Source organism: Pseudomonas sp. NFACC25, from assembly GCF_900100935.1.
GTDB classification, from domain to species: Bacteria; Pseudomonadota; Gammaproteobacteria; order Pseudomonadales; family Pseudomonadaceae; genus Aquipseudomonas; species Aquipseudomonas marginalis.
In genome coordinates this window covers 69,067-93,489 of record NZ_FMUC01000005.1, presented here as the reverse complement: position 1 = coordinate 93,489, position 24,423 = coordinate 69,067, and the positions used below count along the sequence as shown (strand labels likewise).

Annotated in this window: 29 protein-coding genes; 15 read left to right on the top strand and 14 right to left on the bottom strand. The window is 63.5% G+C overall.

The annotated features are described in order from the left end of the window. Nucleotides 1–192: 192 nt before the first annotated feature. Nucleotides 193–1,347, bottom strand: coding sequence for an acetyltransferase domain-containing protein (locus tag BLQ09_RS13850; RefSeq protein ID WP_092357368.1), 1,155 nt, complete (start codon nucleotides 1,345–1,347; stop codon nucleotides 193–195). Between the two features lie 120 nt (nucleotides 1,348–1,467). Between BLQ09_RS13850 and BLQ09_RS13845 the strand changes: the two genes are divergently transcribed. After that, nucleotides 1,468–2,004: a DUF924 family protein gene (locus BLQ09_RS13845; protein WP_092357366.1), complete on the top strand. Its 537-nt coding sequence runs from the start codon at nucleotides 1,468–1,470 to the stop codon at nucleotides 2,002–2,004. Nucleotides 2,005–2,099: 95 nt separating this feature from the next. Continuing rightward, nucleotides 2,100–2,732, top strand: a complete 633-nt coding sequence (yfcF, locus tag BLQ09_RS13840) for a glutathione transferase (protein ID WP_027607231.1) — start codon at nucleotides 2,100–2,102, stop codon at nucleotides 2,730–2,732. On the opposite strand, the gene BLQ09_RS13835 is transcribed toward yfcF, so the two are convergent. Continuing rightward, nucleotides 2,707–2,979 carry a hypothetical protein gene (locus tag BLQ09_RS13835; RefSeq protein ID WP_027607230.1) on the bottom strand — a complete coding sequence of 91 codons (273 nt, stop codon included), beginning with the start codon at nucleotides 2,977–2,979 and terminating at the stop codon, nucleotides 2,707–2,709. The two genes, yfcF and BLQ09_RS13835, sit on opposite strands and share 26 nt — an antisense overlap. 132 nt (nucleotides 2,980–3,111) lie before the next feature. Here BLQ09_RS13835 and BLQ09_RS13830 point away from each other — a divergent pair, with 132 nt between their 5' ends. Next, entirely contained in the window at nucleotides 3,112–3,756 is a 645-nt protein-coding gene (locus tag BLQ09_RS13830; RefSeq protein ID WP_092357364.1) for an ATPase, read from the top strand. A 34-nt stretch (nucleotides 3,757–3,790) separates the two neighbouring features. Further along, nucleotides 3,791–4,123, top strand: a complete 333-nt coding sequence (locus BLQ09_RS13825) for a YajG family lipoprotein (RefSeq protein ID WP_027607228.1) — start codon at nucleotides 3,791–3,793, stop codon at nucleotides 4,121–4,123. A 267-nt stretch (nucleotides 4,124–4,390) separates the two neighbouring features. Here the strand turns inward: BLQ09_RS13825 and BLQ09_RS13820 are convergent, their stop codons facing one another. Together BLQ09_RS13820 and BLQ09_RS13815 are read right to left on the bottom strand one after the other, a co-directional pair. Beyond that, nucleotides 4,391–5,137 carry a creatininase family protein gene (locus tag BLQ09_RS13820; RefSeq protein WP_027607227.1) on the bottom strand — a complete coding sequence of 249 codons (747 nt, stop codon included), beginning with the start codon at nucleotides 5,135–5,137 and terminating at the stop codon, nucleotides 4,391–4,393. Between the two features lie 30 nt (nucleotides 5,138–5,167). Further along, on the bottom strand, nucleotides 5,168–5,881 hold the full coding sequence (locus BLQ09_RS13815) for a murein L,D-transpeptidase catalytic domain family protein (RefSeq protein WP_092357362.1): 714 nt from the start codon (nucleotides 5,879–5,881) through the stop codon (nucleotides 5,168–5,170). Between the two features lie 38 nt (nucleotides 5,882–5,919). Here BLQ09_RS13815 and BLQ09_RS13810 point away from each other — a divergent pair, with 38 nt between their 5' ends. Further along, nucleotides 5,920–7,521, top strand: coding sequence for a L,D-transpeptidase family protein (locus tag BLQ09_RS13810; protein ID WP_092357360.1), 1,602 nt, complete (start codon nucleotides 5,920–5,922; stop codon nucleotides 7,519–7,521). On the opposite strand, the gene BLQ09_RS13805 is transcribed toward BLQ09_RS13810, so the two are convergent. Further along, entirely contained in the window at nucleotides 7,518–8,021 is a 504-nt protein-coding gene (locus BLQ09_RS13805; protein WP_092357358.1) for a P-loop nucleotide/nucleoside kinase family protein, read from the bottom strand. The two genes, BLQ09_RS13810 and BLQ09_RS13805, sit on opposite strands and share 4 nt — an antisense overlap. 74 nt (nucleotides 8,022–8,095) lie before the next feature. Between BLQ09_RS13805 and dapF the strand changes: the two genes are divergently transcribed. After that, nucleotides 8,096–8,899, top strand: a complete 804-nt coding sequence (gene dapF, locus BLQ09_RS13800) for a diaminopimelate epimerase (RefSeq protein WP_092357356.1) — start codon at nucleotides 8,096–8,098, stop codon at nucleotides 8,897–8,899. Here dapF and BLQ09_RS13795 read toward each other — a convergent pair. Both BLQ09_RS13795 and BLQ09_RS13790 read right to left on the bottom strand, forming a co-directional pair. Then, on the bottom strand, nucleotides 8,887–10,029 hold the full coding sequence (locus tag BLQ09_RS13795) for a PAS domain-containing sensor histidine kinase (RefSeq protein WP_092357354.1): 1,143 nt from the start codon (nucleotides 10,027–10,029) through the stop codon (nucleotides 8,887–8,889). The genes dapF and BLQ09_RS13795 overlap by 13 nt on opposite strands. Further along, nucleotides 10,019–10,834, bottom strand: coding sequence for an alpha/beta fold hydrolase (locus tag BLQ09_RS13790; RefSeq protein ID WP_065941858.1), 816 nt, complete (start codon nucleotides 10,832–10,834; stop codon nucleotides 10,019–10,021). Before BLQ09_RS13790 ends, BLQ09_RS13795 begins: the two co-directional genes overlap by 11 nt. A 128-nt stretch (nucleotides 10,835–10,962) precedes the next feature. Here BLQ09_RS13790 and BLQ09_RS13785 point away from each other — a divergent pair, with 128 nt between their 5' ends. Continuing rightward, a complete protein-coding gene (locus tag BLQ09_RS13785; RefSeq protein ID WP_065941859.1) occupies nucleotides 10,963–12,168 on the top strand; it encodes a TPM domain-containing protein in 1,206 nt (401 codons plus the stop codon). A gap of 59 nt (nucleotides 12,169–12,227) precedes the next feature. On the opposite strand, the gene BLQ09_RS13780 is transcribed toward BLQ09_RS13785, so the two are convergent. Beyond that, nucleotides 12,228–12,653, bottom strand: coding sequence for a GNAT family N-acetyltransferase (locus tag BLQ09_RS13780; protein ID WP_092357352.1), 426 nt, complete (start codon nucleotides 12,651–12,653; stop codon nucleotides 12,228–12,230). 18 nt (nucleotides 12,654–12,671) lie between these two features. Beyond that, entirely contained in the window at nucleotides 12,672–13,163 is a 492-nt protein-coding gene (locus BLQ09_RS13775; RefSeq protein ID WP_092357350.1) for a GNAT family N-acetyltransferase, read from the bottom strand. A gap of 335 nt (nucleotides 13,164–13,498) precedes the next feature. Between BLQ09_RS13775 and BLQ09_RS13770 the strand changes: the two genes are divergently transcribed. Continuing rightward, nucleotides 13,499–13,969, top strand: a complete 471-nt coding sequence (locus BLQ09_RS13770; RefSeq protein WP_092357348.1) for a GNAT family N-acetyltransferase — start codon at nucleotides 13,499–13,501, stop codon at nucleotides 13,967–13,969. Here the strand turns inward: BLQ09_RS13770 and BLQ09_RS13765 are convergent. Then, the gene (locus BLQ09_RS13765; protein WP_092357346.1) at nucleotides 13,963–14,448 is read right to left on the bottom strand and encodes an HIT family protein; all 486 of its coding nucleotides are present in this window, start codon (nucleotides 14,446–14,448) and stop codon (nucleotides 13,963–13,965) included. The genes BLQ09_RS13770 and BLQ09_RS13765 overlap by 7 nt on opposite strands. Before the next feature lie 140 nt (nucleotides 14,449–14,588). On the opposite strand from BLQ09_RS13765, the gene BLQ09_RS13760 reads away from it, so the two are divergent. Beyond that, the gene (locus BLQ09_RS13760; protein ID WP_092357344.1) at nucleotides 14,589–14,918 is read left to right on the top strand and encodes a DHCW motif cupin fold protein; all 330 of its coding nucleotides are present in this window, start codon (nucleotides 14,589–14,591) and stop codon (nucleotides 14,916–14,918) included. Nucleotides 14,919–14,985: 67 nt separating this feature from the next. On the opposite strand, the gene BLQ09_RS13755 is transcribed toward BLQ09_RS13760, so the two are convergent. After that, a complete protein-coding gene (locus tag BLQ09_RS13755; protein ID WP_092357342.1) occupies nucleotides 14,986–15,453 on the bottom strand; it encodes a copper chaperone PCu(A)C in 468 nt (155 codons plus the stop codon). Further along, on the bottom strand, nucleotides 15,453–16,058 hold the full coding sequence (locus BLQ09_RS13750) for an SCO family protein (protein WP_027607213.1): 606 nt from the start codon (nucleotides 16,056–16,058) through the stop codon (nucleotides 15,453–15,455). The genes BLQ09_RS13755 and BLQ09_RS13750 overlap by 1 nt, the downstream gene beginning before the upstream one ends. 181 nt (nucleotides 16,059–16,239) lie before the next feature. On the opposite strand from BLQ09_RS13750, the gene BLQ09_RS13745 reads away from it, so the two are divergent. The 6 genes from BLQ09_RS13745 (at nucleotide 16,240) to hemN (ending at nucleotide 21,822) form a co-directional block, all read left to right on the top strand. Further along, complete coding sequence (locus BLQ09_RS13745) at nucleotides 16,240–16,623, top strand: DUF2946 domain-containing protein (protein ID WP_092357340.1); 384 nt, start codon at nucleotides 16,240–16,242, stop codon at nucleotides 16,621–16,623. 62 nt (nucleotides 16,624–16,685) lie between these two features. Beyond that, nucleotides 16,686–17,231: a putative natural product biosynthesis protein gene (locus BLQ09_RS13740; protein WP_027607211.1), complete on the top strand. Its 546-nt coding sequence runs from the start codon at nucleotides 16,686–16,688 to the stop codon at nucleotides 17,229–17,231. Between the two features lie 170 nt (nucleotides 17,232–17,401). Continuing rightward, nucleotides 17,402–18,718 (top strand): OprD family outer membrane porin, encoded by a 1,317-nt coding sequence (locus BLQ09_RS13735; RefSeq protein ID WP_092357338.1) that lies wholly within the window; start codon nucleotides 17,402–17,404, stop codon nucleotides 18,716–18,718. 95 nt (nucleotides 18,719–18,813) lie between these two features. Continuing rightward, nucleotides 18,814–19,257: a hypothetical protein gene (locus tag BLQ09_RS13730; RefSeq protein ID WP_092357336.1), complete on the top strand. Its 444-nt coding sequence runs from the start codon at nucleotides 18,814–18,816 to the stop codon at nucleotides 19,255–19,257. A 77-nt stretch (nucleotides 19,258–19,334) separates the two neighbouring features. After that, entirely contained in the window at nucleotides 19,335–20,450 is a 1,116-nt protein-coding gene (locus BLQ09_RS13725) for an oxygen-independent coproporphyrinogen III oxidase (protein ID WP_081744468.1), read from the top strand. Next, nucleotides 20,437–21,822: an oxygen-independent coproporphyrinogen III oxidase gene (gene hemN / locus BLQ09_RS13720; protein ID WP_092357334.1), complete on the top strand. Its 1,386-nt coding sequence runs from the start codon at nucleotides 20,437–20,439 to the stop codon at nucleotides 21,820–21,822. Before BLQ09_RS13725 ends, hemN begins: the two co-directional genes overlap by 14 nt. A gap of 309 nt (nucleotides 21,823–22,131) precedes the next feature. On the opposite strand, the gene BLQ09_RS13715 is transcribed toward hemN, so the two are convergent. Together BLQ09_RS13715 and cobA are read right to left on the bottom strand one after the other, a co-directional pair. Then, complete coding sequence (locus tag BLQ09_RS13715) at nucleotides 22,132–23,586, bottom strand: nitrite reductase (RefSeq protein WP_092357332.1); 1,455 nt, start codon at nucleotides 23,584–23,586, stop codon at nucleotides 22,132–22,134. Then, nucleotides 23,583–24,422, bottom strand: coding sequence for a uroporphyrinogen-III C-methyltransferase (gene cobA / locus BLQ09_RS13710; RefSeq protein WP_092357330.1), 840 nt, complete (start codon nucleotides 24,420–24,422; stop codon nucleotides 23,583–23,585). The genes BLQ09_RS13715 and cobA overlap by 4 nt, the downstream gene beginning before the upstream one ends. Nucleotide 24,423: the final 1 nt, after the last annotated feature.

Below are 24,423 nucleotides of genomic sequence, written 5' to 3'. Positions count from 1 at the left end.
GCTGCGCAGCAGCCCCAGTAAAGCAGAATGCGGTGTATCAGAAACTCCATAGCGGCTGTTTTGGGGCCGCTACGCGGCCCAACGCGGGACAAGCCCGCTCGCCACAGGGGAACTCGCCAGTCTCTGAAAATTGTGTAGATACCTATGCCACGATGAGTATGGGCGAGCTCCCACATTTGGATCCGTGTCAGGTCAGAGGTATTTGAGCCAGGCCAGGTCGCGGCGGCGGGCCTTGAGCCCGGCGAACCAGCGCACCGGCGGGTAGAGCGCCAGGGGTAATACCAGCGCCATCAGCCACACCGCGCCCATGCTGTCGAAGCCGAAGTAGTTGCCCTGGTTCAGGCCAAGCAGCGCGACACAGGCGACATACAGCACTTTCAGCACATACAGGTGCAGCAGGTAAAAGAACATCGGCACGGACCCAAACACCGCCAACACGCCGATCCAGCGTCGATGCCCCGCGCGTTCAAACGCCAGCAACAGCAACAACCCAATTCCCAGCGTCAATGCCAGGAACAACAGCGAAGGCGGGTACTTGGTGACGTTGAAAAAACTCATCAGCGTCTGTACGCCGCTGTCATACGCCTGCCAGGGCTTTTCGCCATAGCCATTGAGCGCACGCAACAGCACAAACCCCGCCAATGCACTCACACCGCCGAGCAGCAAAAACCGCTGGCGCACGGCAGGCAGCGTGGCATTGGCAAACCACGGGCCCAGGCCGTAACCGAGGGCAATCACGCCGATCCACGGCAGCACCGGGTAAGTCGTGCGCAGGCGCAGGGTGTCAGACACGTCAATCCAACTGCGTTCATGCAGGATCGTCCACGGAATATGCAGCGCCGAGCCTGGGTCGAAGTGCAGGCCATCCAGCAGGTTGTGCCCGCCGATGATCACCAGCGCCAGCACGATCAACAGCGGGCGCGGCAACCACACCAGGGCGGCGAGGGCGAGCATGCTGATGCCAATCGCCCAGATCACCTGCAGATAGATCACGCTGGGCGGCAACTGGAAGGTCCAGGCGAAGTTGACCAGGGTGAGCTCCAGCACCACCAGGAACAACCCGCGCTTGAACAGGAACGCCGACACATCGCGGCGGCCCTGGTATTTCTGGCCGTATAAAAACGCGGATAACCCCGTGAGCAACACAAACACCGGCGCGCACAGGTGGGCGAGGGTGCGGCTGATAAACAACGCGGGCTCGGTACTGTCGATGCTCATCGGGTCGCTGACCTGGCGATGCAGCAGGAAGGTCTCGCGTACGTGGTCGAGCAGCATGAACAGGATCACCAGGCCGCGCAGGGCGTCGATGGAGAGCAGGCGTTGGCGCAGGGGAACGGCATCGGTCATGGGCGGGATCACAGGGCAGGGCGGAAAATTGGCGTTATCCTATAACATTAATCGACGCGTTGCCCTCCATTGATCTCGCTTCTGATACCTTCAGTGAACTCACACCCGGAGACCCTGAGCATGAGCACCCCTCAAACCGTCATCGACTTCTGGCAGCACGCCGGCCCCAAGCGCTGGTTCGCCAAGGACGATGGGTTCGACGCCACCTTCCGCGACACCTTCCACGCCACCCACCTGCAGGCTGCCCGGCGCGAGCTGGAAAGCTGGCTGGATTCAGCCGAAGGCGCCTTGGCCTTGCTGATCCTGCTCGACCAATACCCACGCAACGCCTTTCGCGGCACTGCGCACATGTTCGCCACGGACCCGCTGGCGCGGCTGTACGCCCAGCGTATGGTGGACGCCGGGCTCGACCAGCAGGTTGAGCCGGCATTGCGGGCGTTCTGTTATTTGCCGTTCGAGCACTCGGAAGACCCAAAAGACCAGCAACGCTCCCTGACCCTCAACCAGCAGCTGGATGCCAACACTTACCGCTGGGCCAAGGAGCACGCGCAGATCATCGAGCGCTTCGGGCGCTTTCCCCATCGCAATGCGGTGCTGGCCAGGGTCACCACGGATGAAGAGCGCGCGTTTCTGGACCAAGGCGGGTTTGCCGGTTAACCCGGTATTCCACCCAGGAATGCCCTCATAAAAACCGCGCATTGTCTTTCTTGGCGCGCATCTCGTAGCGTAGGGCTTCACCCAAGGAGCCCGTCATGAACCAGCCCCCGTTGCGCCTCTACGTTGATTCGCTCTACACCAGCCCGTACGCGATGTCGGTGTTCGTCACCCTGCGGGAAAAAGGCCTGGCCTTCGACCTGGTCACCCTGGACCTGGACACCGCGCAGAACCAGACGGCCGACTTTGCCCAGCTATCCGTGACCCAGCGCGTGCCGACCCTGTTGGAAGGCGATTTTGCCTTGTCGGAATCCTCCGCGATTACCGAATACCTGGACCAGGCCTACCCCGAGACCAGCGTGTATCCGGCCGATCCCAAACAGCGGGCGAGGGCACGACAGGTGCAGGCGTGGTTGCGCAGTGATTTGCTGCCGATTCGCCAGGAGCGTTCGACCCTGGTGGTGTTTTATGGGCAGAAAATGCCGCCGTTGTCAGCCGACGCCCAAGGGGCAGCCCGGCGCTTGATCAGTGCGGCGCAGGTGCTGCTGGCGGGCAACCCTTCGTACTTGTTCGGTGAGTGGTGCATTGCTGACGTGGACCTGGCGGTGATGCTCAATCGTCTGATTCTAAACGGCGACAGCGTACCTGCCGAGTTGGTGGCTTATGCGCAGCGCCAGTGGCGCCGGCCGTCCGTGCAGGCGTGGGTCAACCTGCAACGTCCTGCGCTGTAGCGCTGGCCGTCATTTGCATGACGCGCCGGTCCAGGTCTTCCCAATCGGCCATGCCCAGCACCCGCGTGGTGTTCAAGCCACGCAGGTAACCGCGCAATTGCTGGGCACTGGCGTGCACCTGGTCGGCCTCCGACGCCTCATCCAGCAGTACCTGTTCATACTCGACCAGGTAATCGGCGACCCGCTCGCGAAACTCCGGCAAGACGGCTTCGCGGATACGGTCGAAGGTTTTCTGGTGGGGCTTCATGGCGTGGTCCTTATAGGTTTTATGTGAGCACTATCGGTTCAGATAATAGTCACCATCATGCAACGCAAGTTCTGTTTTTTCAGGAAAAGCGCAAAATCGCCTGCATCGAGACGCTGTTCAAGGAAATGCGCGATGAGGACGTTGATTCAGCTGGGTTTAATGATGCTGATGCTGGGCACTGTGATCGTCAATAACGCAGCGATCGCTGATGAATTGCGTGCAGGCCATTTGCTACCTATCGTCGGTAGCGTAGACTCCCTGCAGCATGCGCAATCGGTGGGGGTGTTGTTAAGCGATAACACCCGCGACAACCTCAGCTACCTTGAACGCTACCACGACATGGCCTTGAATGGCGCCAGGGATGCCCTTGACGCAGGTATCCGCGAGGCGTTCGTCAACAGCTCCGACCCGGAACTGGCCATTGATTGGTTGATCAGCTCGCTGCAGGGAACCTTTTTGTCGGTGACGGTCTACGACAACCTGGATGCCCTGGTGCAGGCTCGCCCCGATGTGGTGGTGATGCTCGATACCCATAACCAATTGCTGACCCAGCGCAACGATCAGGTCGAAGCGCGTTTTATCGCACGGTTTTATGACGCGAGCCTGCAATACATCGCCAAGGCCGAAGGCTCGGTGCACAGGCAGGTGCCCTCGGTGTGGGTGCACGACAAGGCCGCACCGGAGATTGCCGCGCGGATCGAACAGCAGCGGGATGTGCAGCTCGATGCGTTGAAGCAGTTCGATGCCTCGCTCAAGGCACTGGTTCGCGCGGGTTGATGTGAACCTTTATTTTTAGACTCAGGATTTTTTCATGCGCTCTTTTTTCGTACCGGTCGCGGCCCTGTTGCTGGCCGGTTGTGTTTCCGCTCCCAATAATCCGACCTTGACTCTGCAAACCGGCAAGAGCCCGGATGACTATGTGCAATGCCTGCTTCCCAAGCTGGAAAAGCACGGCATCACGTCGACGGTGACCCAGAACTCGCGCCACGCCAAGCTGGTGTTGACCAGCAAGATTGCCGCCGATGACGTGCTGGAGGTCTACAAGGCGGGGGACGGCGGCAAGGTGTTTTTGTACGAGCGCAAGCCGCTGGCGTCGACCATTACGCCGTCGCGGCTTGAACAGGTGGCGCAGGACTGCAGATAACCCATGTGGGAGGGAGCAAGCCCCAATGCCGATCAGTTAAGGGACAGAACGGGCAACCCGTCACCTGTGGCGAGCGGGCTTGCCCGCGTTGGGCTGCGAAGCAGCCCCAAAACATGGCCCCGGAGCTGTCTGGCACACTGCAGTGCTCTTATTGGGGGCTGCTGCGCAGCCCAACGCGGGCAAGCCCGCTCACCACAGTTACAGTGTTCCTCCTTAACTGACTGGCATTGGGGCAAGCCCCCTCCCACATTTGAATCTGCATAAGGCCTAAGGTCTGGCTTCGTTGCTGAAGCTGTTAACCGTTTTCACCAGCCCTTGAGCCGCCAGCGCCACCAACTCCCCACCTTTCTCCACCGTCGCCAGCGCCGGGTCCGAGCCCATGCGCCCGTCGGGAAAGCGGGCGCGGAAGTCCAGGGCTTCACGGATCGGCCCGGTGTTGGCGATCTGCGGGGAGTAGTCGGCCGACTTGATCGCGTCCGGATACGCCCACTGCGTCACCGCGATTTCCGAAGGCGTCGCATGGCTGCCATGGCCCACCGGGAATTGGCGGTGCGCCAGGTCAGTGACGCCTTCCAGGTCCCACCAGTTCACCAGCTTCAACGCAAACCCGGCAGGGCGACGGCCGAAGCTTGCCTCGGCGTACAGCTCGGAAAACGCCGCTTCAATCGTGGCGATATTGCCGCCGTGGCCGTTCAGGAACAGGATCTTGTCGAAGCCATGCCCGGCCAGCGAGCGCACCCAGTCGCCAATCGCAGCGATAAAGGTGGAAGGGCGCAGGGAAATGGTGCCGGGGAAACCCAGGTGGTGCTGGGCCATGCCGATATTGAAGGTGGGGCCGATGAGGATGTCGGCGTTCTTTTGCGCCTCATGGGCGATGATTTCCGGGCACATCCAGTCGGTGCCCAGCAGGCCGGTGGGGCCGTGTTGTTCGTTGGAGCCGATGGGAATCACCACCGTGCGGCTGCGTTCCAGGAACTGCCCGATCTCGATCCAGGTCGATTGATGTAGAAGCATGCGAAGCTCTCTTTTATCTGTGGGGACAGGCTAACCGCCACGGATTGTACGACTACTCGCCACCTGCTGGGGTCTGCAATTGAGGTACGTCGAGGACTTCAGCCAGCGTTGGTCGGGGTACCACGAAAACATGAACTGCCCATCCTTGAGCTTGTCCACCACCTGGCGTGCCACCTGCGGGCGCACGGCCGGGCAACCCTGGCTGCGGCCGATGCGGCCTTCGCGCTTGCTCCACAAGGGGCTGACGTAGTCGGCGGCGTGAATCACGATGGCGCGGTCGCGGGCCTGGTCATTGAACCCCGGCTCCAGGCCGTCCATGCGCAGCGAGTAGCCATGGGTGCCCAGGTAGCTTTCCTGGGTGCGGAACAGGCCCAGGCTGGATTGATGGCTGCCTTCCAGGTTGGAGAATTGGGTGGCGAAGTTTTCCCCGGACTTTGCGCCGTGGGCCACCAGGTCGCGCAGCACCAGGGTTTTCTTGCGCAGGTCGAAGATCCACAGCCGACGGGCGGTTGAAGGTTGGGAATAGTCAATCACGGCCAGGCGCTCGGAGCGTTCCTCGCCATTATTGACGGCGCACTGCACGGCGTTCAGGGCGCTTTTCAGTACGGTGGGATTGAGTTCTGGAGCCGAGCGCGCCAGGCTGTTATACAAGGAAGGAGGGTTGCCATTGGCGGCGAGCGCAGAATTGCTCAGTAAAGCCAGGCTCATGGTGACCAAACCAAGGCGGCATATAAAAGTCAGCATCTACAGTACATCCCCCACTGTGGATTGGAGCAAAGCTATTGTTCAAAAAACACGCATGTTACTTGAGCATTTGCCTGCTCGTTGCACCATTGGTCGCCACAGCCGACGTGCTGCCGGTCGAGCCGTTGCCGGTCACGACGCCGGCGCCGGTCGAACTGGCCCCGCTGCAACAGGCGCTGGCGCAACTGCCGGGTGTCTGCCCCGGCCTTGCGGCGCAGATAGACGCTGCCACGCAACTGCGCCTGCAAGCGTTCTACCAGCAGCAGGGGAATGGGCCGCTGTGGTCCGCCAATGATCGCCGCGAGGCACTGCACGCCCAATTGCAGCTGCTCGCCGATGACGGGCTGGACCCCACCCACTATAGTCTGCCTGCGGCGGATGCCACGGCCAATGTGCTGTGCAGCGACATCGACATCAGCCAGCACTACCTGCAAGCCCTGCAGGATCTGCATTACGGGCGCCTGCAGCAATCGCGCTTCGAACCGCTGTGGCATTCGCAGCCGCCCACCCGCGACCCCGACACCGAAGTGCTGGCCCTCGCTGCCCTCGGCCTGCAAAACATGGCGCAAGCCTTTGACCAGGCGCGCCCCAGCGCCGATCTGTACCGCAGCCTGCGCAACGCCTATGCCAGCGTCCGCCTGCAACCCTTGCCCCATTGGGATCCGGTCGGCAGCGGCCCGTTATTGCGTCCCGGCATGGACGACCCGCGCGTCCCGGAACTGGCCCGTCGGCTCCACAGCGGTGGCTACCTGTCTGCAGAACCCAAGGGCGCCGGCAAACAATACGGTCCGGACCTGGTCACGGCGGTGAAGGCCTTCCAGCTCAGCCACTCCCTGCAATCGGACGGCGTGATCGGCGCCGGCACCGTGGCCGAACTCAATATCAGCCCGGCCATGCGCCGCGAACAACTGCGTATCAACCTCGAGCGTTTCCGCTGGCTGGCCCAGGACCTGGAGCCCGAAGGTGTACTGGTCAATGTGGCCGCCGCGCAACTGAGCGTGTACCAGAGCGGCATCCCGGTGTGGCAAACGCGCCTGCAAGTGGGCCGCGCCGAACGCCAGACGCCGCTGCTCAAGTCACGCATCACCCGGCTGACCCTCAACCCCACCTGGACCATCCCGCCCACCATCATGCGCGAGGACAAACTCCCGGCCATCCGCCTCAACCCCGAATACCTGCGCCAGCAGAACCTGCAAGTGCTCGACGCCGAAGGCCACCCGCTGGCGCCGGAAAATATCGACTGGGCGCGCCCCGGCAATATCCTGCTGCGCCAGGAAGCCGGCCCGCGCAATCCACTGGGCAAGATCGTGATGCGCTTCCCCAACCCGTACTCGGTGTACCTGCACGACACCCCCAGCCAACCGCTGTTCACCAAAGGCCCACGGGCGTTCAGCTCCGGTTGCGTGAGGGTTGAACAACCGCTGTTGCTGCGCGACCTGCTGGTCAGCCCGGCCGAACGCGCGCGCACCGATGAACTGCTGGCCACCGGCGTGACCCATGAATTCCGGCTGGCCACCCCGGTGCCGGTGCTGCTGGGCTACTGGACAGTGCAGGTCGACGGCCAGGGTGACCTGGTGTATGCGCCGGATATTTATGGGCGCGACCTGGTGTTGATGAAGGCGATGGGGAGTGTGCTCTAGGGCATTGCCGTGTGGGCAACGATTGACGCGACGGCCTCGGTAGCTGTCACGGAGGCCGTGTCCAGGGTCAACACGGGTTGGCCCCAGCGCTCGTATTCGTGCGTCGATACCGACTGCCAAGTCGGCGGCGTCAACCCAGGAATGTCGCCCGTACGGGTTTCCACCCGGCGCCGGTGTTCCTGTGCGTCTGTACACACCACCTGAATATTGACCAGCGCCACGTTTGCCGTCGCGGCCGTCGCTGCCCAGGCTGCCCGGCTTTCCTCGACCGGATTCACGCAATCGGCGACGACCCTATGGCCCAACTGCAAGTTACTCAGCGCCAGCGCATTCGCCACGCCGTAGCCGCTGGCACCGACATCACCTGCCAATACGCCAGCGTCGCGAATCGCCTGTTCGATCACATCGATGCGCAGGTAAAACGCACCGGTCTGGCGCGCCAACTCGCGGGCAATCGTGGTCTTGCCGGTGCCGGGCAGGCCGCTGAAGACGATAAGCATGCTTGACTCTCGATAAGGGTGGGGCGGTTCAGGGTATCCTTCCGTTCCCCCACCGGTCGACCCCAGGACAGCCCATGACCTTGCCGTTCACAAAGATGCACGCCCACGGCGACGATTTCATCATCATCGACCGCCGTGGCCTGGACGACCCTGTCACCCCCGAGGTCGCCCGCCGCCTGGGCAATCGCCACACCGGCATTGGCTTCAATCAACTGGCCGTGGTGCTCGACTGCGAAGACGCCGCTGCGCGCATCAAGTTCTGGAACCCCAACGGCACGCCGCTGCAAACCTGTGGCAGCGCCACGCGTGGGGTGGCCGACCGTTTGATGCATGAAACCCGCAGCGATTCGGTTGTGCTGCGCACCGACCGGGGCCTGCTGACCTGCGTGCGGGTAGCGGATCGTCAAGTGTCGGTCAACATGGGCGCGCCGTCCCTGGACTGGGCGGCCGTGCCGCTGGCCGAGGCCATGGATACGGTTACGTTACCGCTGCCGGGCAACCCGGCGGCGTGCAGCATGGGCAACCCCCATTGCACGTTTTTTGTGGCCGACATCAACGCCATCGATCCGGCCGCCGTCGGCCCGGCGCTGGAAATTCACCCGCTGTTCCCGGCCAGGACCAATGTGCATTTCGTGCAGGTGCTCGACCGTGGGCATATCCGCCTGCGCATCTGGGAGCGTGGCGGCGGCGTGCCGCTGGGTTCCGGTTCGTGCTGCTGCGGCGCGGTGGTCAATGGCATTCGCCGTGGCTTGCTGGATGCCACGGTGCAGGTGCAGTGCGACGGCGGTACGGTCACGGTGCACTGGGACGGGCAGGGCGGTGTGGTGTTGACGGGCAGTGTGGAGCCGATCATGCAGGGCAGCGCCTACCTGTTCTGAAACGTCACCGTGAAGGTGGTGCCGGCCGTGGCACAGGAACTCACCGCCACATCGCCGCCATGGACCTTGGCCAACTCCCGCACGATATACAGGCCCAGGCCCACGCTGCGCACGTCGCTGCCCTGGTCGGTGCCACGGGTCATGGGCTCGAACAGCCCGGCCAGCAAACCTGCCGGAATCGCCGTGCCGTGGTTGTGCACCGCCACTTCGCAAGCGCCGGCACCCAGGCGCGAGGTGATGGTGATCGGTTGTTGCGGATCGCCATAGGCCACGCTGTTGGCCACCAGGTTGCCGATGATTTGCTGCACGCGATCGGCATCCAGGCAGGCGTCGCCACGGCCCTGTGCGTGATGCTTCAGCGTTGCCTTGGGGAACGCCACGCGCAGTTCGTCCACCGCGCGATGGATCACCTCGTGCAGGTCCAGCGGCGCCGCCTTGATGGTGATGCCCTGGCCGACCCGTGCCTGGGTAAAGTCCAGCAGGTCGGCGATCATCCGTTGCGCGCGCTCGGAGGACTGGCCGATGTGCCTCAGCAGTTGGCGCTCCTTGGGCGTGCGTTCGCCACGGCTGAGAAAGTCCGAGGCCATGCGGATCGCCGTGAGCGGGTTTTTCAGGTCATGGCTGACAATCGCGACCATCTGCTCGGCAAACAGGGCGCGCCGCTGGGCGATGGCATAGGCCTCGTTCAGTTCGGCCTGGGCTTGTTGCAGCGCGACTTCGGTGGCGGTTTTTTCCTGCAACAGCGCTTCGGCCAGGTGGCGCGCGTTGAGCAGCTCGCGCTCGTACTTGTCGCGGTCGGTGGTGCCGAACAGCGCCAGGTCGTACACCACCGAGCCGGCCTGTTCGCGTTTGTTGCCGTTGAGCAGCACGGTCAGCTTGTGGCCGTCGCGGTGCAACAGGTCCAGCTTCACCTCGGTGACGCTGCCGTGCATGCGCAGCATGGGCGCCAGGTGAGTCTGGTGGAAGATCCTCCCGCCCATGCTCAGCAGGTCCTGGAAACGCCGGCCCTGCAGCTCGGCGATGCTGAACCCCAGCCAGTCGCTGAAGCGTGCGTTGGCCTGCAGGATCGTGCCATCTTCCGTGGTGACGGCCAGGGCGCAGGCGGCGCTGTCGAACACATCAGCCGGCACGTGCTGCCATCCACGGCGCGAGGAAGGCATCCATGGCCGCCGCGCAGGCCTGCGGCGCGCTCATGTGCGGGCAATGGCCGACGTTGTCCACCAGGCAATAGGTGCTGTTGGGCAGCACGCTGTGCAGGTATTCACCCACGGCCACCGGGGCGATCAGGTCGTCACTCGATTGCAGGATCAGCACCGGGGTGGGCAGGCCGATCACGTCCTGGCGGTTGTCCGACATAAAGGTCACGCGCGCGAACTGCCTGGCGATCTCCGGCTCGGTGCGGCAGAAACTCTCGGTCAACTCGTCGCTCAGCGCCGGTTGGCCGGGGGCTCCCATGATCACCGGGGCCATGGCGCTGGACCAGCCGAGGTAGTTGCTGTCGAGGGTGTCGAGCAGGTCGTCGATGTCGGCGCGCTTGAAACCGCCCACGTAGCCATCGTCATCGATATAGCGTGGCGACGGGCCGATCATCACATGGGCGGCGACACGGCCGGGGGCCAGGCGGTCGGCGAGGGTGCCGATCATGGCACTGACCGAGTGTCCCACCAGGATGACCGGGCCCTCGGCAAAGGCCTCGATGATCTCGTTCAAGTCGCGGGCATAGCCGTCCAGCGCGCTGTACTTGGCCTTGTCAAAGGCGTTGAGGTCGGACAGGCCTGCGCCCGTCAGGTCATACATCACCACGCGAAAACGCTCTTTGAACTGCGGCGCAAGGTAGTTCCACATGGCCTGGTTGCAGCCGAAACCATGGGAAAACACCAGGGTCGAGGGCCCGTCACCCATCACGTTGACGTTGTTGCGCTGGAGTAGGCCCATGGGGATCTCGAAGTTATGGCGTATTGCTAGGTGTGCTGCAGTTTAGATAGTCGATGGCTTTGGGTCACGCGTTATAGCGCCGATAGGGTAAAGTCGGCGCCTTCAGGAAGAAACTTCAGGTAACAAACATGATGCGGTGGTTGCGGCAATCCGTCTTGAGTCTGCTGGTATTGATGTCCGCCGGCCTGTTTATCACCGCCCAGGCCGAGACGTCGCCCATCGGCGTAGCCCTCGACCAGCGGGTGATCGACCTCACCAACACCCTCGACGCCGCCACCACCACCCGTCTGCAAGACCAGCTCGCCGCCCTTGAGCAGCGCAAAGGCGCGCAGGTGGCGGTGTTGCTGGTGCCCACCACCCGTGGCGCGAGCATCGAGGACTACGCCAACCAACTGTTCCGCGCCTGGAAACTGGGGCGCAAGGATGTCAACGACGGCATCCTGCTGGTGGTGGCCAAGGACGATCGCAAGGTGCGCATCGAGGTGGGCTACGGCCTGGAGGGCACGGTGACCGACCTGCTGGCCCACCGGATTATTGAAGAACACATCACCCCGGCCTTTCGCCAGGGCGACTATGCCGGCGGTGTCGAGCAGGGCGTGAACGACCTGGTTGTCCTGGTGGATGGCGGTGACTTGCCGCAGGTGGCCGGGCACGGCGGCAGTCTTGAGGCGCTTGCGGTATTGCTGGCGTTCGTGTGCGGTGCCGTCGGTGGCGTGCTGGTTGCGGCGCGCAAGCTGGGCTGGCGGGGGGCGTTGATCGCCACGGCAGTCGTTACCGTGGCGCTGGTGGTATTCGCCGGTGGCCGGGAATGGCCGATGTACCTGCTGGTACTGCCGCTGACCCTCCTGATCGGCGGCGCCACCTTCGGCGCCTTGTGGCTGGCGCGCACGGCGTTCTACTGCGTGATAGGGCTGTTGGCCTACATCGCCGGGGTGGTGATCGCCAACCGGTTCGTGGAAGTCAGTTATATCCATTGGCTGGTGTGGCCGTTTGGCGCGGCGTTGGTGCTGGGCTTGTACCTCGGGTTGTTCTTCGTCATCAGGGCATCCTGGAAAAAGCGCCCGCGCTTTTTCCTCCTGCGTGCGCTGGCAGTCATGGCCATCTACGTCGCTGCGGGGACACTGCTGGGGCACGGGTATCAGGGCTGGATCGTGGCGATTCCAGTGGCCTCCTTCGTGGCGTTTATCGTGTTTGTGCAGAGCATTGCCAGTTCCGGCTCGGGGTCCGGCTCGGGCGGTGGCTCCGGTTCGGGTTCCAGCGGCTCCAGCTCCAGCAGCAGTTCCTCGGGGGGCGGTGGTTCCAGTGGCGGTGGCGGGGCGTCGGGGAGTTGGTAATCGGCGGTTGTTCGGCGTGACGCCCGGCTGCAAACGGCTGCCTGGCAAAGCCCTGGACGTTACAGCCGCTTGGATAGAAACACGCGACTGCTGCCTGCCGGTTCACACGGGACCTCCCCGAACCGCACCCACCCATGCTTTTCATAAAAGCCCGGGGCCTGAAAACTGAGGGTATAGAGCACCGCGTTCGCGCAGCCGCGACGCCGGGCTTCGTGCTCAAAAGCGTGCAGCAACCGGCTGCCCAGGCCCGTGCCGCGCAGGGCCTCGGGCAGGTGGAACAGGTCGAGAAAAGCCATGCCCAGGGTGGTTTTGCCGGTGATGCCGCCGATGATCTGCCGGGTATCGGGATCTTTGAGCAATACCGTCAGTGGCAGGCGGTCGTTGTAGCCGGCGATACCTTCGTTGAACGCAGCCAGGCCGCTGCCGAGAATACGCTCGGCGTCGGGATTGGCCTGGTCGCTGACTTCAATAAGCGCTGCGGTCATTGCAAAACCCTCCGTGGGTTAAAGCGTCATCAGCATTTCATGCCAGGCCATGCCGCCATGATCCGAGGGCGACGGCTGGACATAGGTGTAGCCCATGCGGGTGTACAACGGCACATGCCGTTCCTTGCACATCAGGTGAATCGTGCGCTTGCCCATCGCGCGCATGCGCTGCACGAACTCGCTCATCAGCACCTTGGAATACCCCTTGCCCTGATGCGCCGGGTCGACCACCACCGACATGATCACTACATTCGGCGCCTCGGCCGAATGCCCCACCAGTTCCTTGAAGGCCTCGTCCGACATCATCACTTCGTGGGCGCAGCCGCCGTTGATAAAACCCACCACCTCGCTATCGGCTTCCAGGATCAAAAAGCCTTGCGGGTATAGCGCAATACGCGTGGCGATCTTTTCCAGGGTCGCGGCTTCGTCGCCCTCGTAGGCGGTGATTTCAATCTCGTAGCAACGGGCGGCGTCGGCGGGGAGGGCGTTGCGTAAGGTGAGGGCGGGCATAGGCGTTTCCTGAGGCGTTGAGCGAAAGTCCACATCATAACGGCCTTGCTGGGACTCTGCGCAGAACACAGATCGAAATTGTGGGAGGGGGCTTGCCCCCGATGGCGGCGTGTCAATCAGCCCATCTATAACTGATCCACCGCTATCGGGGGCAAGCCCCCTCCCACAGTTTTGTCTGCGCCAGGCTTGGTGGTGGGTGCTGTTTTCGATGTATGTTGGTCAGGGGCACGGCATTCAAGAGGCAGTGTGGAGCCCGCCAAAGCGGGAGCAAGCTCCCTCACCTCCGTTATTCATTCACCCGGGCGGGCAACGGAAATCCATGAAGGAAGGACCCCATGCTGGAAATAAAACGCGCCACCCCCACCGACGCCAACGCCGCTTTTGACATCCGCCGCGCAGCCATCCGCAGCCAATGCATCGGCGCCTACACCGCCGAACAAATGGCGCTCTGGACCCGTGGCAAGGCCGAGGACGGCTACAGCGCGCTGATGGACAAACCGTTCTACCTGGGCTGGTTGAACGGTGAACCGGTGGCCACCGGCATGCTCGACCTGGCCAACAACGAAGTCGGCGCGCTGTTCGTGTTGCCCGCATTCACCGGACGCGGGTATGGCAAGGCGATGCTGGATCACCTTGAGCAGGTCGCGCTGGAACTGGCGATTGAAGAGGTGGTGCTGGACGCGACGTTGAATGCCGCGAGTTTTTATCGCGCGTGCGGCTACGTGGGCGATGAACAGGCGATTTATCACTCGCCGTCGGGGTTGCAGTTGGCGTGTATTCCGATGAAAAAACAGCTGCATCAGTGACGCAAATGCACGCGCAAGTTGCCGATAACCTGCGCGACTGAAGGCCCGTGGATCACCGGCGGCATCGGGCTTTCACCAAACTCCCGCCACACAAACAGCGTCAGTTCCGCGCCATCGGTTAGGGTTTTTGCCAGGTCCTGGGAACCCAAATCCTGCAACCGCCGATAACGATCATCCCGCCAGAACGCATCTTCCACCCAGTCATACACCGGGATGAAATGAAAGTGCAGCGGGAACCCCGGCAGATGCCCATAGCGGCTGATATACAACCACTTGGGCTTGAGTTGCGCCTCCATGACCCGCTGGGTTTTCGCCAGCAGTCCACCCAGTTCGGCCAGCGCTGCATCCGACATGTCGGCGAGGGAATCAACAGGCGCCTTGGCACCCAGCATCAGGTAACCCGGCAGCTTCGAAGCCAGGTGATGGTTGAGCAGCCAGTGCTCGGTCTCAAACAGGATATTGGCGGGGTCGATCTGCATCAGCGCGCGTCCTTGGGAGCAGGGTGGGCAGGATAACAAGCACGCTCGCCTGTATCCCACAAAACCATGGGATCTGTGTCTATCGCGAACGTTGTCAGGTGGATAGCCTCAGGCCACGTTAACTGACGACCGAGCAAACCATGGAACTCACCGCTGTCCCGTTTGGCATCACCGACTGGTCCACCCTCGAACCCGAGCTTCACCCCGGCGTCAGCGGCAGTGCCTCATGGCGCACCTGCCACTTCGGCACCACCCGCGTGCGCAGGGTGGATTACAGCCCCGGCTACCTGGCCGATCACTGGTGCCGGCGCGGGCATGTGCTGCTGTGCCTGGAAGGCGAGTTGCACACCGAGCTGGAAGACGGCCGCCGGTTCACGCTGACGGCCGGGATGAGTTACCAGGTGGGCAATGACATGGAGGCGCATCGTTCCTCGACGAGTGTCGGGGCGAAGCTATTTATCGTGGATTGAAGGGGGACCTTTGTGGTGAGGGAACAAGCTCCCTCACCACAGGAACAGGCCCCCCCAATCCGCTGCATCAATGCATCTTGCTATGGTCCATGCCATCCAGCCCACGCGCCTTGGCCTGAACCTCAACGGTCTGCTTCTCGCCCTTGGCGTTCTCCACGGTCAACGTCAGCGGCACCTGGTCGCCTTCCTTGATCTGGCCGGTCAGGCCCATCAGCATCACGTGGTAGCCGTCCGGGTCGAGCTTGACCGCCTTGCCCGCCGGCAGGGCCACCGCGTCCACCGGGCCCATGCGCATCACGTCGTCCTTCATGCTCATTTCATGGATTTGTACGTCCTTGGCCACCGGCGAGGCCACGCTGAGCAGCTTGCTGTCGCTGTCGGCGGTCACGGTCATGAACGCGCCGCTGGACGGTTGGCCCGGCACCGAGGCGCGCACCCAGGCGTCGGTGACTTGCACCTGGGCACTCGCGTGGGCGGCGAGGCCCAGCAGGGTCAGGCCAAGGGTGAAGCGCTTGAGGTGTTGAACGGCAGTCATTAGCAGACCTCCATGACGGTGAGCAGGTCTTCTGCGCACTCTTTAGCGGTAAGGGATGCCTGCAACCCCAGGCGCAGGTTGCCACGGGTGTCGAAGACAAAACTGGTGGCCGTGTGGGACAGGGTGTAGGTGTCGCCGGCGGGGATCTTTTCATAGAAGATCCCGAACTCCTTGGCGGCCACGGCGATTTCTTCCGGGGTGCCGTACAGCGCTTCGAAGCTGGGGTCGAAGGCCTTGACGTACTTGTCGAGGATCTGCGGCGTGTCGCGTTCCGGGTCCAGGGTGATAAAGATCACCTGCATGATCTCGCCGTCACGGCCCATCAGCTTCTTGGCCTGGGCGGCGCGGGCGAGGGTGGTCGGGCACACGGCCGGGCACTGGGTGAAACCGAAGAACACCACCGGCATCAGGCCACGGTAGGAACTGAGGGTGACGGTGTCGCCCTCGGTGTTCTTGAGCTTGAAGGTGCGGCCCATGATCTTGTCGCTCAAGTCCTTGCCGTACTTGAAGTTCAACTTGGGGCTGTTGTCACAACCGGCCAGCAGGCCCAGGCCCAACAGGCCCATGCCGGTCAGGACCTTGCGGCGGGTGAATAACGTACTCATCAACGGTGCATCCTGTGAAACGCCCGCATTGCGCGAAATCAACTCGGCGGGCTTTGAATAGGAGTAAACGAGGAGGGCGCCAAGTCTACCAACCCTGGCCAGCCCGCGTAATCTGCGACGTTCTGCCACAGGGGCACGCTGGATTTCATCCTTTTGCACCGCTGGTGGTAGAGTCGCCGCCATGAAATCGAGCCGCCCCGACCGTTCCCTGATCGTCTGGACCCTGTACTTCTGCGTGCTGATGAACCTGTTCGTGTGCGGTTTGGGCCATGGCCAGATGACCGGCCAGCAGCTCAATGGCATCGGTGGCGCGTTCTGCGCAGTGGACGGCCAACAGGCGCCACTTTCCGACAAAGGGCTGGGCGCGCCGTCTTCCAGTAACATCTCGAACTACTTTGCCTGCCCGGTGTGCAACGCCGTGACCGTCGCGCTGGTGTTCCTGATCGGCCTGGCCTGGTTGCTGGGCCTGGGGCAGACCCCACGCCCGGCCCATGAGCGGCGCAACAAGGCGCCGCCGCGTTATTCCTGGCCTTCGGCCAACCCCCGCGCATCCCCCGCATTCTGACGTGTGCCCTGGGCCTCCTGTGAACAGGGGGCGTTCTATCGTCACGACTGTGAGTGCGCTTTATGAACCATCACTTGCCTGCAGGCGCCAGCCGCCTGGTCAGCCAGGCGTCCCGTCGCCTGCGCGCGGAACCGGCACGCCCGGACTACCCGAGCAATGCCCGCTGCTTTGTGCACCTGGATGCACGCCTGTTGCCGTATTGGCACACCCTGTTCGACATCTGCCCGACGCTGCTCAAGCTCGACCCGCCCGAGGGCCTGAACCTGTTTCGCAGCTTCATGACCTGGGCCTATCGCAACCAGCCGGCCCAGGACTGGACCTGGCACCTGAACCTGTGCCGTTGGCTGCTGGCGTCGCCGTATCGCGGGCAGATTGATGAAGAGCCCATCGAAACCTTCATGGCCGCTGCGGCGGCGCGTTGGATCAGTACGGATGACAGCCAGGCCCAGGGGGTGGTCCTGGCCTGGCAGGGCTTGACGGTGTTCGATTGGAAGGACGTGCGCAGTGCCGCCGCCGAACAACAGGCACTCCCCGCCACGCAATGGGATTTTGCCTGGTGTCCGCTCGCCTCCCCAGGGGTCTTCCAGGGCTGGTTGCCGGTGCCTTGAACGAGCGGGATTGTTACGTAAAGCGCAACAGTGATTGACGGTTTTGGCGGCTGTTTCCCCACGGCCCAAGGCTATACCGTGCGCGCACCCGTTGAATGCAGCACCACCCGACCGACAAACAACAGGGTTGGGCTGTAACGGGGTCGCCTCAATCACTTCACGGAGCCTTCATGAAACACACCACGTGCCTGGCGCTCGCCGTCTCCTTCGGCGCCGCGCAGCAGGCGGCTGCATCGGGTTTTATCGATGACAGCAAAGCCACCCTCGACCTGCGCAATTTCTATTACAACCAGGACACCCGCAACACCAGGGCGCCGTCGGACAGGGAGTGGGGCCAGGCCTTCATGTTCAACTACCAGTCCGGTTTCACCGAGGGCCTGGTGGGCTTCGGCCTGGACCTGCAGGCCATGTATGGCCTGCGCCTGGATGCCTCGGGGCGCGCCGGCAAGGCCGGTGAAGACAACACCCCCGGCAGCGTCTTCCCGTTGTCCGATGGCAAGGCCGCCCATGACTTCAGCAAGACCGGCGCCACCGGCAAGGTGCGCATCTCGCAAACCCAGCTCAAGGTCGGCACCCTGATGCCGAAGATGCCGGTGCTGATGTCCGAAGACGGCCGCTTGTTGCCGCAGACCTTCCGTGGCTATCAGGTCGACTCCAGGGACCTCAAGGACTTCAACCTGATCGCCGGCAAAATGGAGCAGGTGCTCGACCGCAACTCCAGCAACGGCCAGGGCCTGTCGATCGCCGGGGCCAACGACCCGGCCAAGGGCCGGTTCAGCAACCAGTTCTACTACGGCGGGGTGGATTACGCCGTCAGCAGGCAACTGCAAGTGCAGTACTACTACGCGACCCTGGAGAATTTCTACCAGCAGCATTTCGTCGGCCTGGTGCACAACTGGCAGTTGCCGGTGGGGCAGCTCAAGACCGATCTGCGTTACTTCTACAGCACCGCCGACGGCAAGAACGGCAGCGCCGCCGGGCGCGATGAAGGCTATGTGAGTTCCGGGTATTACGCGCCGGGCGTCAACTCGGGCAAGGTCGACAACCGCCTGTGGAGCGCGATGTTGACCTATGGCGTGCACGGGCATTCCGTGGGCCTGGGGTATCAGAAAACCACCGGCGCCAGTGACTTTCCCCACATCAACCAGGGCCAGGGCCGTTCGCTGTACCTGATCACCAACGCCCAGTCGTTGAAGTTCGTCAACGCCGGCGAACAGGCGACGGTGGGTAACTACACCTATGACTTTACCGGCCTGGGCGTTCCGGGCCTGAAGTCGAGCGTGACCTATATCCACGGCAGCAACATCCGCGCGGCGCGTCGCGACAACAGCGAGTGGGAGCGCGATGTGCGTGTCGACTACGTGATCCCCACGGGCACGTTCAAGGGCCTGGGCCTGACCTGGCGCAGCGCCGTGCTGCGCGGCAATGACACCGCCGACAAGGATGAGACGCGGCTGATCGTCAGCTACAGCCTGCCGTTGCTGTAAGCCCGGCAGGAGCAACGCTTGACCGGCATCAAGGCCGCCCCGTGCGCCAGCCCGCACACTGGGCTCCCCACGGCCGGTCCCTCTGCGAGGCTTGCATGCTCTACCTCCTGTTGCTATTGGCCCACCTGTTCGCCGCGCTGATCTTTATCGGCACGGTGTTCTTCGAAGTGCTGATCCTCGGGCACTTGCACCAGCACTTGCCTATGCGGGTGACGGTGCTGGTGGAGCAGGGCATCGCCCGGCGTGCCCGGGTGCTGATGCCGTGGGTGTTGCTGGTGCTGTTCGGCGCCGGGCTCGGCATGGTCTGGCTGCGCTACCTGCCGGCGTTGTCGGCCCCGTTGGCGTCCGCGTTCGGCACGTTGCTGGGCCTCAAGTTGATCCTGGCCGCCAGTGTGCTGCTGCACTTCCTGATGACCATGGCGCGGATGCGCCGGGGCAAGGTCAGTGCGCGCTATAGCCATTTCATTCACCTGAGCTTGTTTGTGCACATGGTCGCCATTGTGCTGCTGGCCAAGGGCATGTTTTACCTCAGCTGGTAACGACCTTGATGCATATCAAGGTGCGCGCAGCGGTCGCACCGGACAATGGACCACCGCCGCCCGTTCCGGAGTTCGCCATGCGCACCCATCTTCATCCCACCCGCTTTCGTCAGGACCAGGGCGTGCTGGACCTGGCGTGCCAGACGGACACGCGCCGCTTCCATGCCGGCGTCGGCTCCCTCGACCTGCTGCGCGCCCTGCGCGACAGCCGCCAGCGCCAGCGGCCCCTGGCGCTGAACCTGCACTGGCCGGCAAGCGATGCCGGCGCTGAGTACCTGCAGAGCCTCACCCAGGAAATCCAGCTGATCGGCTGCCAGCTCGGCCCGCGCCAACCAGTCGAGCACTTTCACCTGCGCGGCACCACACCGACGATCGAGCAGGTGTGCACGGTGCTGGAACACCTGCACAGCCGCTTCAACTTTCTCGACCACGACCGTGGCGACTACCGAATCGACCTCGACCCCTGGCACATCGACTGGGCCACCATGGGCCTGTTGCGCGACCAGGGTTTCAACCACGCCAGCATCGGCGTGCCCGACGCCAACCGGGACGGGCCGCTGTCCCAGGCACGCTATCAGGACCCGGCGCCCATCGAGTCGCTGGTGGATGCGGCGCGGACCTTCGGGTTTCGCTCAGTGAACATCGACCTCGGCTACGGCCATGCCTGGCAGACGCCGGCCAGTTTCGAGCAGAAACTGGCCAGCCTGATTGCCCTGGAGCCTGACCGCCTGCAACTGTTCGATTACGCCCAGCCACCGGTGCGCTACCAGGGCCGGCAATCCCAGGCGTTTTGCAGCGCGGCGGATAAACGCGCGATGCGCCGCAGCGGCTTTGAACACCTGGCCGCCGCCGGGTACCACTACATCGGCCTGGGCCAGTTCGCCCGCACCGACGATGACCTCAAACAGGCCCAGGAGCGCGGCCGCCTCAGCCGTAATTGCGAAGGCTTCACCCTGCACGGCTACTGCGATCACATCGGCTTTGGCCTGGGGGCCATCAGCCAGATCGACACGCTGTGTGTCCAGAACACCCTGGATGCCCGTGAGTACTGCGCTCAGCTGAGCAACGGCCAGCTCGCCACCTGTTGTGGCGGGTTTCACGAAACCGCCGACCCGGCGCGTCTGTACGTCACCCAGCCCCTGACCACCCCCGTCAGCGCCAACGACGAGGTGATCGACCATGACGGCGTTTGAGTTCGACCGTGCCCTGGTGCACAAATACGACCGCCCGGGGCCGCGCTACACCTCGTACCCGACCGCGCCGCAGTTCAACAGCGCGTTTGCCCTGGACGACTATCACCAGGCCGTGCGCGCCAGTCACCAACTCGCCGCGCCCAAGGCGTTGTCGGTGTACATCCACATTCCGTTCTGCCAGAGCCTTTGCTACTACTGCGGCTGCCACAAGATCATCACCCGCAAGACCCATCGCGCCGTCGAGTATGTGGCGTACCTCAAGCGCGAGATCCAGATGCAGGGCGCGTTGTTCGAGCGCTCGCGGCGCCTGACCCAGTTGCACCTGGGCGGCGGCACCCCGACGTATCTGGACGATGCGCAACTGGCCGAACTGATGGCCTGCCTGGCGGACAACTTCAGCCTGGATGACAGCGACGCCCATGAGTTCTCCATCGAGGTCGACCCGCGCACCATCAGCCTCGAGCGCATCAACACCCTGCGCCGCCTGGGCTTCAATCGCCTGAGTTTCGGCGTGCAGGACTTCGACCCCGACGTACAGGCCGCCGTGAATCGCGTGCAAAGCGAAGCGCAGATCCTGCAACTGGTGGCGGCGGCCCGCGAGGCACGCTTCAAGTCGGTGAGTGTCGACCTGATCTACGGCCTGCCCATGCAAACCGTGGCCAGCTTCGACGTGACCTTGAGCAAGCTGATCGCCCTGCGGCCCGACCGCGTGGCCGCCTACAGCTACGCACACTTGCCGAGCCAGATCCGCGCCCAGCGCATGATCCGTCCCGAAGACATGCCCCCCCCGGCGCGCAAGCTGGAGCTGCTGGAACTGACCATTCGCCGCCTCACCGAGGCCGGTTACATCTACATCGGCATGGACCACTTCGCCCTGCCCGACGATGAGCTGGCACTGGCCCGCGCCAACGGCAGCCTGCAACGCAACTTCCAGGGCTACTCCACCCATGCCGATTGCGACCTGATCGGCCTGGGCGTATCGGCCATCGGCAAGGTCGGCGACAGCTACAGCCAGAGCGTCAAGGAGCTGTCCCAGTACTACGCGCGCATCGATGCGGGCATGTTGCCGGTGCAGCGCGGTTACCGGCTCAACCCCGATGACGTACTGCGCCGCGAGGTGATCAATGGGTTGATGTGCGACGGCCGCGTCGATGTCGCCCAGGTGGAAGCGGCCCATGGCATTCGGTTCAATGAGTATTTTGCCCAAGCGTTGACGCAGCTGGACGAGCAAGTGGCGGACGGCTTATTACTGGTCCAGGACGACGCGCTGCAACTGCTGCCCAAGGGCCAACTGATGGTGCGCAGCGTGGCCATGGCCTTCGACGCCTACCTGGGCGGCGCCCACAAAGGCCAATTCTCCCGTACCGTCTGACACTCCTCGTTAGCAGTGTGTCAGCCAACACCTCTACCAGCTGTGCCGCCGCCATCGAAGCCTCGCTAAAGCTCGACATCTCCCACAGGGATCAGCGGCGCCCATCAGATCTACAGCCGGGCCACTTTCTACCTGCCAACCGCGACCAAATGTGGGAGGGGGCTTGCCCCCGATAGTGGTGGGTCAGCCAACATCTCTGCCGGCAGTGCCACCGCCATCGAAGCCTCGCTGAAGCTCGACATCTCCCACAGGGGACCGGCGGTGCCCATGCGCTCTACGACCTGGCCGCTTCCTGCCTGTCACCCGTGTTCAATGCGATGTCCCTTCCGCAAACTCCACCTTATTGCCCACGTTGTACTTGCCCGACGGCTTATTCATGGGAATGCGCTTCACCTCCTCGAGCGTCTGGCTGTCATACACAATCAGCGCCCCCTCCGTGGCCCAGATGCTCAGCAACACATACCGCCCATCCCGGGTGAATTCCACATGGGCTGCCGTCTTGCCCGGCACTGGCCTCAGGGTGTGGGCGATCTCGAGGGTCTGCTTGTCGATCAGGTGAATCGCATCATTGTCCGGCCCGAAAAACACGTCGCTCCACACATAGCGCGAGTTCACATGGCTGCGCATGAAAAAGCCCGGCCCGAGGGTGGGGATCTGTTTGATCAGGCTCCAGGTCTTGAGGTCGATCACCGAGATTTGCCCCTTGCTGATATTCGGCGTGGCAAACACCCATTGTCCGTTGCGTTGCCAATACGTTCCCGAGCCCAGGTGCGGCATACCGGACAGCGGGATATCGGTGACCACGCGGCCGCTGCCCAGGTCGATCACCTGGCCGCCGCCGGCCTTGCGTGAGGTGGCGATCAGTTGGCGGTAATCGGGCGAGAACGAGAAGTCATCGAGCACATCCTGGGCCTGGATGCGCCGGGGCTCGAAACTGGGCCGAGCATCGGCATAGGACAATTCCCAGACCTCGTTCACGTCCTTGAGCGCGACGATAAAGCTGTTGCGCGGTGGCGCGGTGTACACCGCACTGACCCGTGAGCCGGTGTCCAGGGTCTTGACCAGCGACAGGTCGCGCGCATCCAGCAGCACCAGGTTGCCCGGCAGGTAATTGCCCGCCAGCACCCAGCGGCCATCCTTGCTCACCGCCAGGTTGCGGGTGTTGAGGCCCACGCGGATCTCGGCGATCAACTTGAGGTTGTGCAGGTCGTACTGGCTGATCCAGCCGTCCCGCGAGGCGAAGTACACAAAGCGTCCGTCCGGGGAGAATTTCGGCCCGCCGTGCACCGCGAAGTGGGTAGGGAAACGGTCCAGCACGGCAAAGGTGTCGCCGTCGAGAATATCCATGTGATGGTCGCCGGACTCCACCACCACAAACAGGTTGAGCGGGTCGGCGTGATGTTGCGGCGTGCTCGGCAATTGGCGCAGGTCCGCCAGCACGCTGTGGCTGGTGCGGATGTCATGCTCGTTCCACGTCGCCGGTGAGTCAGGCGGCTGTTGCAGAAACTGCGCCAGCCCATCCATCTGCGCGGCGCTCAGTTGCGCACTGAACGCGGCCATCTGGCTGGCGGGCCGGCCTTGTTCGATGACCTTGCGCACTTCATCCGGCTTGATTCGCCCCAGGCTCTCCGGCAGCAGCGCCGGGCCGGTGGCGCCGATGCGATTAAGCCCGTGGCAGCTTTCGCAATACTGGCGGTAGTCCTGCGCGGGCGTAGCGTGTGCGGCCGTCGCCCACAGCAGCGGCACCAGCAGCAGGCGTTTCATACCGCCACCGCTTCACGGGCCGGTGCCAGGCTGGCGGGGAAGTGCAGGGCGGCGTCGGCAAACAGGTTGACGACGTGGCCGATCACCGTCAGCGTCGGTACGCAGGGTTCGCAGTCGGCGGCCAGGGTGGGCAACTGGCGCAGGGTGCCACGGGCCACCTGTTGATCGGCGCGTGCACCGTTGCTGATCAGGGCGGCCGGTGTGTCCCCGGGCAAACCGGCCGCCACCAAATGCTCGGCGATCAGTGCCAGGTTCGACAGGCCCATGTAGAACACCAGGGTCTGGCTCGGCTCGGCCAGGCTGGCCCATGGCAGTTTCAACGCACCGTCGCGTTGCAGGTGGCCGGTGACGAAACGGCACGAATTGACCAGCTCGCGGTGGGTCAGCGGGATACCGGCATAGGCGCTGCAGCCGGAGGCGGCGGTGATGCCCGGCACCACCTGGCACGGGATACCGCGCGCGAGCAGGTACTCCAGCTCCTCGGCGCCGCGCCCGAAGATAAACGGGTCGCCGCCCTTGAGGCGCACCACCCGCTGGCCCTGGTCGGCCAACTCAGCCAGCAGTTCATTGAGTTGATCCTGGGGCAGGCTGTGGCAACCGCTGGCCTTGCCCACGTAATGACGGGCGCAGGTCAACGGGATCAGCGCGAGCAGTTCGGCACTGATCAGCCGGTCGAACACCACCGCGTCGGCCTGCATCAACAGGCTCCAGGCGCGCAGGGTCAGCAGGCGCGGGTCACCGGGGCCGGCGCCCACCAACGCGACTTCGCCGGGGTGCAAGGGGCTGTGCAGACTGGCTGGCAGGCCAGTGGAGAAGTGGGCAGTTGAAGTGTGCATG